Raw genomic sequence first — 13,401 nt, forward strand, 5'->3', positions numbered from 1 at the left:
GAAAAAGGAACTACAGTTAGACATAAACCCCATTGCCCTGCCATATGAATTTACTACGCTGCTTCAAGGGGGACAGGTTCATGAGCATGGAGGAGAAAGTTGCACGCTATAAAATGCTGTCTATGAAAATCAAAGAACTGGAATCCGAACTTGGAGGACTGAAGGAAGAACTGCATGCCTACTTCGACGGGAAGTTCGGGGAAAATCAAAAAGGGAAAGCCTTTATCGGGGATTATTCGGTACAGCGCCAGATCCGTGAAACGGAAATGTATGCAGAGGATTCCCTGCTTTCCAGGCTGGAGGAGCTGCAGCTTGAAGACTGCATCATGATGGTCAGGAAGCCGGATAAAGAAAAAATTGAAGCGGCACGCACACTCGGGATCCTCTCAGGTGATCAGTTAAAGGATTGTATTACACAAAAGCTGACTAAAGTCATTGTAGTGAAGGAGAACCGCTGACGGTTCTCTTTTGCTTTATCCGGAAGGCAGCCGTTTGATCAAACGGAAAGAATCCATACTAAAAAAATGAATTTTGCGCGTTCTATCACTTTAAACCTATATTCATATTGGATGTTTTGATTAAAAAATAATTTTACAATACATTTTCCTGTTTGAATCATCGCGAAATTGGCTAATTAAACAGTACGCTTATGCAGCGGGAATTTTCAAATCAGAAGGAGAGAACAACATGAGTGCGGGAAATTTGTGGTTCACGCTGTTAACTTGTGCTTTATTCATGGGGATTGTTGCTTGGGTCTCTTATGTTAAATCTAAAAATGATGTCAGCGATTCTGCTGGATACTTCTTGGCAGGAAGAGGACTTAACGGAACATTTATTGCCGGGTCTCTGCTCCTGACCAACCTTTCTGCCGAACAGCTTGTCGGTCTGAATGGACAAGCTTACCGTACGAATCTTTCTAATATGGCATGGGAAGTTACCGCAGCCATTCCGATTATCATTATGGGTCTGTATTTGCTGCCAAGATATTTGGGAGGCAACTTTACAACTCTACCGGAATTTTTAAGCAAACGCTTTGATGAAGGCGTCCGGTTATATACAGTTATTCTATTTATGCTTGGATATGTATTTGTCACAAGTCCATCTATGCTTTACTCCGGTGCCATCGCAGTCTTAAAACTGTTTGACGTGCCTGGAATTTTCGGCATCAGCTATGAGCAGTCCATTTGGGTAATTGTCTGGGGAATCGGCATTATCGGAGCGGCTTATGCCATCTTCGGCGGATTAAAAGCTGTTGCGATTTCTGATACACTAAACGGTGTCGGACTCCTGGTTATTGGAACGCTCGTACCGATTCTCGGCTTCATCTGGCTTGGCGGAGGAAACTTCCTGGACGGAGTAAAGGAGCTTTCCACGAACCATTCTGATAAATTGAATGCCATTGGCGGACCGGAAGATTCAGTTCCTTTCGGGACCATTTTTACCGGAATGATCATAGCCAACCTATTTTACTGGGCTTCAAATCAATATGTCATTCAGCGGACGCTCGGAGCGCAAAATCTGGCAGAGGGCCAAAAAGGGGTTATCATCTCCGGATTTTATAAGCTTTTAATTCCTTTGTTTATGATGGTTCCTGGTGTCATCGTATTTCACAAATACGGCAATTCCCTCGAATCCGTGGATCTTGCCTATCCTACTTTGATTGCAGAAGTCCTTCCAACATGGCTCTCCGGTATTTTCCTTGCCGTATTGCTTGGAGCGGTGTTCAGCTCTTTCAACTCCTTGCTGAACAGTGCAGCGACAATGTTTGCGCTTGATGTGTATAAAGCCCGCTTTAATCCGAAGGTCAGTGATAAAAAGCTGATCATGGTCAGCCAATGGTTCGGTACACTGCTGGCCCTGATCACCTTGTTTATTGCTCCTCTGCTTATGTATGCACCAAACGGACTTTGGGACTTGATCCGGAAGTTTACCGGATTCTTTAACGTCCCGATTATCGCAATCGTTCTGGTCGGCGTGCTGACTAAATATGTCCCTGCTATCGCATGTAAAGTCATTACCATTTTCCATGTCATCGCCTACTATATGATTATCTGGGGAACCGATCAGCTATTCGGATTTAAATGGGATATCAATTTCATTTATGTGTATGCCATCTTATTCGCAGTTGAAGTTGCAATCATGCTGATTATCGGAACCATTAAGCCAAGATCCACTCCGTTTGAATTTAAATCAAGGGCAGCAGTAGAAATGATTCCATGGAAATATGCGCTGTCATCTTCCATCCTGCTCCTTGCATTAGTATCGATGACGTACATCGTCTTCTCTCCAATCGGGCTTGCCTACGCACAATCAATTGTCTCACCGTACTTCTGGCCGGCAATCATTGGTGTAGCAGCCATCGCGGTGTTCTTCATGTTCTGGTCAGTAAAGTTCTGGAACACCCGCTATGCCGACTACGTAGCCAAACAGCAGCTGAATAAAGAGGACATTAAGAAACGCGGCAAGCTTGTACCAAACATCAAGCCTGCATTTGTTAAATATACGAATAAAGAAGTTTAATAGGAAAGAACCAATCGCCGATTGGTTCTTTTTTTCATCCACTGGAATGAGGCCTGCTGTTCACCTTATCGGCCATCTCATTTCTTATGCTGCCCGCTTACTCAAAAAACTCCATATGCCCCTTCTCCTCCCGGTAATAGCGCATCCTGTCCTCCAGCGTCCCGGTATGAAACTCAAATTTGTGGCCGTCAGGGTCTGTGAAATAGATGGATTTCTTATCTTTCTCATCCCGCTCCCGCCCGGGCAGGATATTCACATCAAGGCGCTTCAGCTTCTCCCATGCAGCATCCCATTCTCTTTCATCGATTGAAAAAGCAATATGGGTGTAGGATTCCCTGATTTCATTTCTTGGAATATGAGGCTCTTCGTTCAATGCGAGCCACAGCCCATCCAGGTCAAAATAGGCGGTGGTTCTTCCGTTGGCCAGCAGCCTGGCACCCAGCACCTTTTCATAGAAGCCGATTGATTGTTCCAGATTTGAAACGGAAAAAAGCAGATGATTGATTTTCATGAAGTCCTCCATTTTCCCGTTCCTGTTTTGCATCTTTCAGGTTATGATGGGTAGGTGAGCTTACAGGAATTGGGGATAGTCTGATGAGAATAAAAGATTGGGATTCGAACTTAAAAGTACGGCTGTTTGGGGAAGCACTAATGAATGTGACATTCTGGATGTTTTTCCCCTTCCTGGCTATTTATTTTTCCGAGGAGTTCGGCAAGGAAACGGCCGGCCTCTCTTTAATTGCAGCACAGGTGTTTTCTGTTTTTGCCAATTTGATGGGCGGGTACAGCGCAGACCGGTTCGGACGAAAGAAAATGATGGTGCTCGCTGCTGTCGGCCAGGGAATTTCATTCATCATTTTCGGGATTGCCGTATCCCCCGCTGCAGATCTGCCTGCTCTGGCATTCGTATGCTTTGCTGCAGCCGGCGTATTTGGCGCCCTGTATTGGCCGGCCAGCCAGGCTATGATTGCCGATGTCGTTCCGGAAAAAGACCGGAGTGATGTATTCGCTGTCTTTTATACGTCCCTGAATATAGCGGTCGTCCTCGGTCCGATCCTGGGGAGTATTTTCTATGTGCATTATAAGGTGGAGCTTTTAGTTGTATCGGGAGTGGTCTGTATCCTGCTGGCAGCTGTATTGTCAAAGTGGACCCGCGAGACGGCCCCTCTTGTTTTAAACGGAGAAGCGAAAATCACCGGTCAGACAAAATGGTATCATGCGATCAGCAGCCAGGTGAAGGATTATGGAATTATTTTCAGAGATAAAACGTTCCTTCTATATATCCTGGCAGGGATCTTAGCCGCACAAACGTTTATGCAGCTGGATTTGCTGATGCCGGTTTACATTAAAGAGATGATCGAAAAGGAAACCCTCCTTTGGAACCTGCAGGTAACCGGTGAACAGGCATTCGGACTTGTTCTATCCGAAAACGGCCTGCTCGTTGCGATTTTCACCATTTCAATCACCCGCTGGATGACCCGCTACCGTGAACGGAATGTATTTATTCTCTCTTCCGTTTTCTATGCGATCGCCATTCTTTGGTTCGGCCAGATGACAAGCACTGCGGGATTCCTTGCGGCGATGGCTTTATTCACCTTTGCAGAGCTGATGACTGCCGGCCTGCAGCAGAGCTTTATCTCAAAAATTGCTCCGGATACGATGCGCGGACAATATTTTGCAGCGGCGAGCTTGCGGTTTACCATCGGACGGACCATCGCTCCGCTTTCCATTCCGATGACGGTATGGTTTGGTTTTGACTGGACTTTTATCGTACTTTCCCTGCTTGCTGCACTCAGTGCAGTTCTCTATTACGTCATGTTTCAGCGCTATGACCATCCCTCAGTGAAAAAGCTCCAGATGAACGGATAACCGCCTCATTCGCTTTCCGGGGCAATCTTTTATATAGTAAATGTGAGAAGCTTGTATAGGAGGATGACTGTATGCTTAACGGATGGTTTGAAAAAGGCATGACAAAGGAAGCGTATATCCGGAAAATGAATGTTCATCAGGAGAACCTGCTTCATATTTACAATACTTTTCAGCTCAAGGAAGAAGACCGCGTGTTTTTGCAGACGCTGCAAAGAGAAAACATCCGTGCCGTTATCCTGACTGCAGACTGGTGCGGGGATGCGATGGTCAATCTTCCGATCCTGATGAGGCTTTCTGAAGAAGCACTGATCGAAACCCGCTATTTGATCAGGGATGATCATCTCGAACTGATGGATCAATACTTAACCAATGGAACAGCCCGATCCATTCCGATTGTCATTTTCATGAATGAAAACGGGGAAGAAACAGCTAAATGGGGACCGCGTACAGCAGAAGTTCAAAAATGGGTGGATGAGAAGAAGCAAGGTCTTCCTGAAAAGGATTCACCGGAATATGAAGAGGCTTTCGGCAAATTCGCAAAGGAAATTGCCAAACGCTTTACGTCAGACCCGGATGTTTGGACAGATATTAAGGATGACCTGATTGAAACGATCAAAAATCGCGTTCAATAAGGAGGCATCATTCATGAGAGTAAAGTTTTTGCTGCACGGCCACGTCCAGGGAGTCGGCTTTCGGTATTATGCCCAGACAAAAGCGGCCGAGCACAGCATGAAAGGCTGGGCAAGGAACCTGGAAAGCGGATCTGTAGAAATCGCAGCAGAAGGCGAGACCCGCCAAGTTGAAGCTTTTATGGAAGAAATGAAAAAAGGCTCTCCTCTGGCTGTGGTCGAGGAGTTCGAACAGTCAGAGTATGAAGGTAAAGAACAGCTGAAAGCTTTTAAAATAAAATAGGAATGCAGACCCGGCCGACTGAAGCGGCCGGGTCTTCCATTGTTTATCCTGTATAAAGTGAGGGTAAAGAACCTTCGGCAGACATTTGGTTCGTTTTGAAAATCAGATTGACTGGCATCTGGAAAAGCAGTAAAGTGTTTAAGTTGGTTGATGAAAATGTGAAGAAATGTTAATTGATTGTAAGGGTTTTATGTATTTTTGGTGTAGTTTTAGTTAAGAATTGGCTAAAGGGTTTCATTCCCTCGAAGATTGGAGATATATTAGGAGTTAAGATTTTTAAATCCCTTTTTGGGAATATTTAGTCCATCTTCATGTGAATGCAAATTCTTCACCCTGCCCAAAAATCGATCTGAGGCAAGGTAAGAAAGAGGAGACTCATGATTAAATTATATTACGAAAAAATTTTGGCCTGGATTAAAGCTTATCATCTGGAAATTGGTGTAGGCCTATGTTTCATCCTTCCGCCAATCGGGATTGTCTGGCTTGTTGTCATAGGCTGGGATCATTTAAATAAGGCGGTCTATCGAAGAGCACCATTCAGCTTGAATGTAACCACATTTTTCTTTATGTGCCTCCTGGTGTCAGCCGCAGGTGCCGGGATTGTCAGGCAAAATGCCTCCTACCTGCTCATCGTCGGCTTAATCGCAGGATACTTGGGATTATATCTATACATTAAAGAAACCTTGACTCTCGGATCGTTTCAGCGTTATAAACGCATCGTCATCGCAGGTGGATTTTATTTATTTTTGTCCGGTTTAATGCTCAAAGACCATTCTTTGAACGGAATCTTTGCATTTCTTACAGGGACGCAGTTTATCGGAGGATCCGGCGGCAGCAGCCAAGCAAGACTGTTTGGCAGTGCCTATAATCCGAATTTCACAGCCTTCCTGCTGCTGCTCACCTTTACCTTTGTATTGACGAGCATGATCGGCCATTTTAAAAATAAAGAGAACCGGCTGCTCCTTTACCAGGTTCCGCTGATTCTTGTGATTGCTGCTGCCATTTTTCAAACGGGTTCCCGTTCCGGAGTGGCTACAATGTTCATCCTTTGCCTGTTCCTGGTCATCAAACTGAACCCGAAACTTGGCATTACGTGCCTCGGGATGATGTTTGCTGTCCGCGACCAGCTGATTGCGCTCATTCCAAGAACAGAAGTGATTGATCACTCAGCCATGGCCAGAAAGGAAATCTGGCTGAACAGTCTCAGCATCTGGAAAGACAATACGTTTTTCGGAACCACCCCGCTCGGATACTATGACTCCTACCTGGAGCTGACGGGAAAAGGGGTTCCGCATGCCCACAACATGTTTCTCGCTTTTTTCGCAGAATATGGAACGATAGGCGGCCTGGCCTTCCTGATCCTTGCCGGCTCCGTCGCATTTAAGTTCTGCTGCCTTTATTTTATGGAATCAAAGCGGAAGCATTTGCTGAATCTTTTCATGATTTCCATTCCCATCATCTTTTTAACTGGGATTCTCGACCACCCTCTCGTATCGCCGCAAACAGCTTTGATTACTGTCATTCTGCTTGCGAGCTGGGACCGCTACACAGAACCTGTTCATGTCGTTCAGAAATCAGCAGCATACGTGAAAAGGGCTTTTCTGCGGATCAGCCTGCAGGCTGAAAAATCGCACAATCTGACCAAATCACAAAAGAATAAAGGAAAATATTAATTTGGACAGTGTTCTGCTGCTCGAAGCTTAGGAATATTGTAAGAAAGACGTGCGGGTATCTGCACGTCTTTTCTCTTACTCCTTCAGCGGAAGAGGTGTTTAGCATGAGTGAAGATTATCGTCCGAAAAAGAAAATCCCGCAGCCGATCCGGAGCGATGGCGCCGGCGCCATTGATGCCGGGCCCAGAAATGTGCTCCGTGACCTTCAGAACCCGAATATGTTCATTCCGCCCAAAACAGATGAAGGGCTCGTCCCAAACCTTAAGTTTTCCTTCTCTGATACGAACATGAAATTGAATTTCGGCGGCTGGTCAAGAGAGATTACCGTCAGGGAGCTGCCTGTCTCAACGACCATAGCCGGAGTGAATATGAGCCTGACGGCCGGAGGAGTCAGAGAGCTCCACTGGCATCAGGAAGCAGAATGGTCCTATATGATAACAGGACGCGCCCGCATCACAGCCGTTGACCAGAATGGCCGTAATTTTATCGCAGATGTCGGACCGGGGGACCTGTGGTATTTTCCACCCGGCATCCCTCATTCTATACAGGGGCTGGAACAATGCGAATTCCTGCTTATTTTTGATGACGGCAACTTCTCGGATTTAAGCACACTCTCCATATCGGATTGGTTCGCCCACACACCGAAGGACGTATTATCGGCAAACTTCGGAGTGCCGGAGAGCGCCTTCCGGAATATCCCGGACCGGCAGGTGTACATTTATCAGGGGGAAGTACCGGAGCCGCTTGAAACGCAGGAGGTCTCCTCCCCGTACGGAGAGGTGCCTCTCAGCTTTAAGTACGAACTGCTGAAGCAGACACCGATTGTGACCCCGGGCGGAAGCGCACGGATTGTAGATTCGAGGAACTTTCCAATCTCTAAGACGATTGCAGCTGCACTGGTTGAAATTGAACCGGGGGCAATGAGAGAGATGCACTGGCACCCTAATAATGCCGAGTGGCAATATTATCTGTCCGGGAAGGCCCGCATGACGGTCTTTCTGGGGAACGGCACAGCCCGGACCTTCGATTACCAGGCAGGAGATGTCGGATACGTCCCGTTCGCCGCAGGCCATTACATCCAAAATACCGGGACGGAAACCGTGTGGTTCTTGGAAATCTTTAAAAGTGACCGCTTTGAGGATGTCTCCTTGAATCAATGGATGGCCCTGACGCCAAGGCAGATTACGGAAACAAATATCAATGCAGGACCCGGGCTTCTTGATGCTTTGCGCAAGGAGAAGTGGCCGGTCGTAAAATACCCAGGCTTCTCATATTACCCGAAGGAACACTGAAAAACCCGCCTTTACTGAAAGGCGGGTTCCCTGCTTAATATGGTTTTTCCTGATAAAAATAGTTTGGCGATTTTACCTCATTGTTATAATTTTTATGGAAAATGTGGGTCGTTGCCGGAGATACCGGGGGGATCAGCCACGTCCAGTCTCCTGTAACACTCCGTCCGCTGCTCTCTTCCCTCTCTTCAAACCGCTTAAATTGGGAAGCGGCCGTATGATGGTCCACCATGCTGACACCCTTCTCCTTAAACGAATAAAGTATCGCAGCGTTCAGTTCAACTAACGCACGGTCCTTCCACAGGCTGGAGGCAAAATCTGTGCTCAGCCCCATAATGGACGCCACCTTAGGCAGCATATTATACCGTCCTTCATCCGCCAGGTTGCGCGCGCCGATCTCTGTCCCCATATACCAGCCGTTAAACGGGGCTGCTCCATAGACGATGCCGCCAATTTCAAGGCTCATATCCGATATGATGGGAACACCGTACCACTTCATGTTCAGGTCTCCGAACTCCGGCATATCCGGATGGACAATCGGCACCTCGATCACGTCTTCTTCGGGGAGGGAAAACCACTTCGGTTCATTGCCACCGGCTGAAATGACAAGCGGAAGCACATCGTAGTCCGAACCTTCCCCTTCCCAGCCAAGCCCCTGGCAGATCTCTGTAAACTCAGCTGAAGCCGGATCGCCTCTCCAGCCATCTTCAAACGAATAGCCCGCATAGCGGATCAGCTGGTGGTTCCATATCCTCACCGGGTGCAATCCATTTTCCTTCGGTTTAAAGATTGTAATGGCCGGCCTCACTTTCCCCCCATTCGAAGCAAAACGGATATGGCGGAGCAATGCTTCAGCTGCCTGTTCTTCTGTATTCACATGCCGCTCATCCATCACGTGCAAGGACTGCCAGAAGAGCCTCCCAATGCACCGGTTGCTGTTCCGCCATGCCATCCTGGCACCATGCTCGAGCTCCATCCGGGTATGTACATATTGTCCTGACTCCTGTATCTCTCTATCGATCTCTTCAATGCGTCCCTGGATCATATGGCTGATTCCAAGTTCCTGATAACTGATCTCTATAAACTCCTTAGCCTTAAGGAACAAGTCGTTTGCTTGTGCCACTGCTGTCCTCCTATAAGTCATACTGGACTTTCATCCCCTTAACAATAGTAGAAATGATGCACATTGTCCAATGTCTAAAGACTCCTCAGTCAAACCCGTTTCCGGTTTTGGGAGCATTAAACAGTTTTACCCGGGAGCAGAGCGGGTATTTTTTTTATAGTGCAAAATGATAAGGAGGAAAAAATGACTATGGCATTGGATAAACATTATATAGATGGTGAATGGCGAGACGGGTCCAGCGAAAAAACAATCGTGAACACCAATCCCTATTCAGGGGAAACCATTTTCGAAGTCCGTTCCGCAGATAAAAATGATTTAAACGAAGCTTACGAGGCTGCTCAAAGAGCACAGAAAAGCTGGAAGAAAACACTCCCGTCCGAACGGAGAGCCATCCTTGAAAAGGTCGGGCGCCAGCTTGCTGAACGCAAGGAAGAAGTGATCGGCTGGCTGATCCGGGAATCAGGAAGCACGCGGGTAAAGGCAGAGGTTGAATTTGCGGCGACTGTCAACATCCTGAAGGAATCAGCAAGCTTCCCCTACAGAATTGAAGGCAAAATCCTTCCTTCCGACTATAAAGGAAAAGAAAACCGGGTCTACCGGGATCCGAAGGGCGTCATTGGCGTAATCGGGCCGTGGAATTTCCCGCTTCACCTTGCTATGAGATCAGTGGCACCTGCGATTGCAACTGGCAACGCAGTTGTTCTTAAGCCCTCTTCTGACACGATGGTGACCTCAGGGTTCCTGCTGGCTGATCTTTTTGAAAAAGCTGAGCTGCCAAAAGGCGTCCTGAACGTTACAGCAGGCCGGGGATCAGAAATTGGCGATGATTTCGTTCTGCACAAAATCCCGAAAGTCATTTCATTTACCGGTTCGACAGAAGTCGGCCAGCACATCGCAGAGCTTGCTGCAAAAGGGCTGAAAGAAACCGCTCTTGAACTTGGCGGAAATAACGTTATGGTCGTACTTGAAGATGCAGACCTGGAACAGGCAGCCCGAGCCGCAGTCTTCGGGAAATTCCTCCATCAGGGGCAAATCTGCATGGCATTGAACAGAATCATCGTAGCAGATGCGGTGTATGATGCGTTTACTGAGAAATTCGTTGAGAAGGCAGAGAAACTAGCTGCAGGCGATCCAGGTGAAGAAGGCACGGCAGTTGGCCCGCTGATCAATGAGGATGCTGTGACCCGAATACAGAAGGATGTAGAAGACAGCATCTCTGCAGGCGCAAAATTGCTTGTTTCCGGCAAAACGAATGGCAACGTTCTTCATCCGATCGTACTCGGAGAGGTTAAAAATGACATGCCGATCGCGCAAAATGAAATTTTCGGCCCTGTCGCAGCCATTATCCGTGCTAAAGACGAAGAGGATGCCATCCGCATCGCAAATGATTCACCATACGGGCTGAGCGGTTCTGTGTTCAGCGGGAACATAAACAGAGGTGTGAATGTCGCTAAAGAAATCGATACAGGGATGATCCACGTAAATGATCAGCCTGTAAATGATGAATCCCACGTAGCATTCGGCGGAGAAAAGTTTTCCGGAAACGGACGCTTTAACGGCGAATGGGCCATCGAAAAATTTACAACAGTCAAATGGATCGGCGTTGCAGAAGAGCCGAGAAACTATCCGTTTTAAGATAAAAAGCACCGGGCTGCTCCGGTGCTTTTTATATGGATATTACTTAAACAAACGTTTATTTGGCAGCATTTTTCAGCTTTAAAGCAAGCTCTTCCCCTGCCGCAAGACCTGACAGGTAAGCACTCTCAAACCTGGACCGGCCCGCAGGATCATCGGTTCTGAGAAACGCATCCCCCGCTGCCAGAAGCAAACCGCTTTCTCCAATAGAAAGGAACGGCCGGTTTACAAGTTCTGCTGCTTCAGCGTACCTCCAGCGCTTCAGCTGAACAGCCTTGACCTTATTTTCCGGAATCACCTTCTCTGCACTATGAAGGATGGCAGAAAGAACGGCAGCTTCCTCTTCTTCAAAATGCTCCTTTGACCATTCACCCTTCATATACACAACAGCGATCGGCTCCTTTGAAATGCCTTTTGCCGACTGTTCTGCAATCCGCTCCACATTCTCCGGCAATCCGCGGTCCAAGTGCCCGTTTTCAAGCTTCAGGGGCTCAGTTAATACAGCAAGTGCCGCAAAACAGGGATTAAACTGGATAGCAGAAAGACCGCTGTCCTCTTCTATCCCGCTTGCGTTCAGCAGCTCCAGCGTTTGAGGAGCCGGCATGGTCAGCAGGACCGCCTCGGCTTCGACCGTCTCTCCTGAATCCAATTGAACAGCAAAACCGGTCCCCTTTTCCTTGACCTTCACAACCCTCGAATTTACTCTTACATCAAAATTTTCCGCAAGCCTTTTGGCGAGACTGTTCATTCCCTCAGTGCCGATGTACCGGGGATGAGGATCAGCGTACCATTCTTTAATCCAGCCCTTCTCCAGCCATTTCCCGGCAGCCTCGCGAAGCTCGCTTGTCCTTACAGTGAAAAACTGTGCACCGTGATCCGCACGGCCGTCTTCGATCCTCCGCGTTGCAAGCCTCCCGCCCGGGCTTCTCCCCTTATCCAGCAGCACAGCCTCAATCCCGTGCTCCTTTAACACTCCTGCAGCAGCCAGTCCAGACAGACCCGCTCCAACGATCGCAACCTTCACCATTAACATCCCTCCCCCGTCACTTTACCCCGTAACCGGAAGCCTGACAAAAATGAATCGGCTCCCGGCAAGATGAATTCTTTGAACAAGGGTGCGCATGATGATAGGGTAGTACTAGTGACTTGAAACTTTAAGGAGGAATTGACGATGGAAAAAACAAGCCAAAAACAAATTCACCTTGCAAAACGCCCTACAGGGATGCCTGACAACGACACATTCGGCTTTAAGGATGCACCTGTTCCCGAACCGAAGGATGGAGAAGTGCTGGTACGCACACTCTATTTGTCCGTAGACCCGTATATGAGAGGCAGAATGCAGGACACAGAGTCTTATGTAGAGCCATTCCCGCTTAATGAAGTGATCCATGGCGGAGTGGTAGGCGAGATTGTCCAATCCAATTCCACTGATTTCAAACGGGGCGACACGATTGTCGGAATGCTCGGCTGGCAGGAATATTCCGCCGTACCGGCAAAAGCCGTCCGCAAAATTGACCCGGACACAGCGCCGATTACAACTGCTTTAGGAGTGCTCGGCATGCCCGGCCTGACCGCTTACTTCGGGCTCCTTCACATCGGCCAGCCGCAGGAAGGCGAAACGGTCGTCGTATCCGGAGCTGCAGGAGCCGTCGGATCCATCGTCGGTCAAATCGCTAAAATTAAAGGGGCCCGCGTTGTCGGAATCGCCGGTTCAGACGAAAAGCTCCAATACCTGAAACAAATCGGTTTTGACGAAACAATCAACTACAAAACCGACAACGTCGGACAGGCTCTGAAAAAAGCATGTCCAAATGGCGTAGACGTCTACTTCGACAACGTCGGAGGAGAAATATCCGACGAAGTATACAGCCTGCTGAACAAATTTGCCCGTGTACCAATCTGCGGAGCCATCTCCTCCTACAACAAAGCCGGCGAAGACCTGGGCCCGCGCGTTCAGACTAAACTGATCAAATCCAGCGCCCTCATGAAAGGTTTCGTCGTAGGAGACTACTCAGACCGCTTTGAAGAAGGCACCCGCGCACTCGGCACATGGGTCAAAAACGGCAGCCTGAAATACGAAGAAACCATCGTCGAAGGCTTCGACAACATCCCGGAAGCATTCCTTGGCCTTTTCAAAGGCTCCAACCTGGGAAAACAGCTCGTAAAAGTAGCCGATCCGCTATATGCAAAAGCCTGATGGATGCGCCGCCCCTGGTTGGGGGCGGTTTTTTTGTGGAGGTTGGGGTTGTGGGCGGTGGTGGAGGTTGGCGGTTTGGCGGTGGTTTACGGCGGCGGCAGGCGGCGGGCGGCGGGCGGCAGGCGGCGGTGCCTGTCCCCGGTTCTGCTAAAGCACTAAAGCTCCGGCACCATCTCTGCAAAC

General features: G+C 48.3%; 12 protein-coding genes. 9 read left to right on the forward strand and 3 right to left on the reverse strand.

The features are described from left to right. Nucleotides 1-80: 80 nt before the first annotated feature. Both GKZ89_RS09215 and GKZ89_RS09220 read left to right on the forward strand, forming a co-directional pair. Nucleotides 81-458, forward strand: coding sequence for a hypothetical protein (locus tag GKZ89_RS09215; protein WP_155112113.1), 378 nt, complete (start codon nucleotides 81-83; stop codon nucleotides 456-458). A gap of 229 nt (nucleotides 459-687) precedes the next feature. Then, on the forward strand, nucleotides 688-2,520 hold the full coding sequence (locus tag GKZ89_RS09220) for a solute:sodium symporter family transporter (protein WP_155112114.1): 1,833 nt from the start codon (nucleotides 688-690) through the stop codon (nucleotides 2,518-2,520). Between the two features lie 97 nt (nucleotides 2,521-2,617). Here GKZ89_RS09220 and fosB read toward each other — a convergent pair whose 3' ends face one another. Then, complete coding sequence (fosB, locus tag GKZ89_RS09225; RefSeq protein WP_155112115.1) at nucleotides 2,618-3,031, reverse strand: metallothiol transferase FosB; 414 nt, start codon at nucleotides 3,029-3,031, stop codon at nucleotides 2,618-2,620. An 83-nt stretch (nucleotides 3,032-3,114) separates the two neighbouring features. On the opposite strand from fosB, the gene GKZ89_RS09230 reads away from it, so the two are divergent. From GKZ89_RS09230 to GKZ89_RS09250, 5 genes are all read left to right on the forward strand, one after another. After that, nucleotides 3,115-4,389 (forward strand): MDR family MFS transporter, encoded by a 1,275-nt coding sequence (locus GKZ89_RS09230; RefSeq protein WP_155112116.1) that lies wholly within the window; start codon nucleotides 3,115-3,117, stop codon nucleotides 4,387-4,389. Nucleotides 4,390-4,460: 71 nt separating this feature from the next. After that, nucleotides 4,461-5,021, forward strand: coding sequence for a thioredoxin family protein (locus GKZ89_RS09235; RefSeq protein WP_155112117.1), 561 nt, complete (start codon nucleotides 4,461-4,463; stop codon nucleotides 5,019-5,021). A 13-nt stretch (nucleotides 5,022-5,034) separates the two neighbouring features. Beyond that, a complete protein-coding gene (locus GKZ89_RS09240) occupies nucleotides 5,035-5,301 on the forward strand; it encodes an acylphosphatase (RefSeq protein WP_155112118.1) in 267 nt (88 codons plus the stop codon). Between the two features lie 377 nt (nucleotides 5,302-5,678). Beyond that, entirely contained in the window at nucleotides 5,679-6,974 is a 1,296-nt protein-coding gene (locus GKZ89_RS09245; RefSeq protein ID WP_155112119.1) for an O-antigen ligase family protein, read from the forward strand. A gap of 104 nt (nucleotides 6,975-7,078) precedes the next feature. Then, nucleotides 7,079-8,266, forward strand: coding sequence for an oxalate decarboxylase family bicupin (locus GKZ89_RS09250; RefSeq protein WP_155112120.1), 1,188 nt, complete (start codon nucleotides 7,079-7,081; stop codon nucleotides 8,264-8,266). Between the two features lie 34 nt (nucleotides 8,267-8,300). Here the strand turns inward: GKZ89_RS09250 and GKZ89_RS09255 are convergent, their stop codons facing one another. Beyond that, complete coding sequence (locus tag GKZ89_RS09255; protein ID WP_338324912.1) at nucleotides 8,301-9,386, reverse strand: nitric oxide synthase oxygenase; 1,086 nt, start codon at nucleotides 9,384-9,386, stop codon at nucleotides 8,301-8,303. Nucleotides 9,387-9,569: 183 nt separating this feature from the next. Here GKZ89_RS09255 and GKZ89_RS09260 point away from each other — a divergent pair, with 183 nt between their 5' ends. After that, on the forward strand, nucleotides 9,570-11,021 hold the full coding sequence (locus tag GKZ89_RS09260; protein ID WP_155112122.1) for an aldehyde dehydrogenase family protein: 1,452 nt from the start codon (nucleotides 9,570-9,572) through the stop codon (nucleotides 11,019-11,021). A 58-nt stretch (nucleotides 11,022-11,079) separates the two neighbouring features. Here GKZ89_RS09260 and GKZ89_RS09265 read toward each other — a convergent pair whose 3' ends face one another. Next, a complete protein-coding gene (locus GKZ89_RS09265) occupies nucleotides 11,080-12,048 on the reverse strand; it encodes an NAD(P)/FAD-dependent oxidoreductase (protein ID WP_162356642.1) in 969 nt (322 codons plus the stop codon). Between the two features lie 144 nt (nucleotides 12,049-12,192). On the opposite strand from GKZ89_RS09265, the gene GKZ89_RS09270 reads away from it, so the two are divergent. Continuing rightward, entirely contained in the window at nucleotides 12,193-13,218 is a 1,026-nt protein-coding gene (locus GKZ89_RS09270) for an NADP-dependent oxidoreductase (protein ID WP_155112124.1), read from the forward strand. The last annotated feature ends 183 nt before the right edge of the window (nucleotides 13,219-13,401 follow it).

This window comes from Metabacillus mangrovi (assembly GCF_009711125.1).
Classification (GTDB): domain Bacteria; phylum Bacillota; class Bacilli; order Bacillales; family Bacillaceae; genus Metabacillus_B; species Metabacillus_B mangrovi.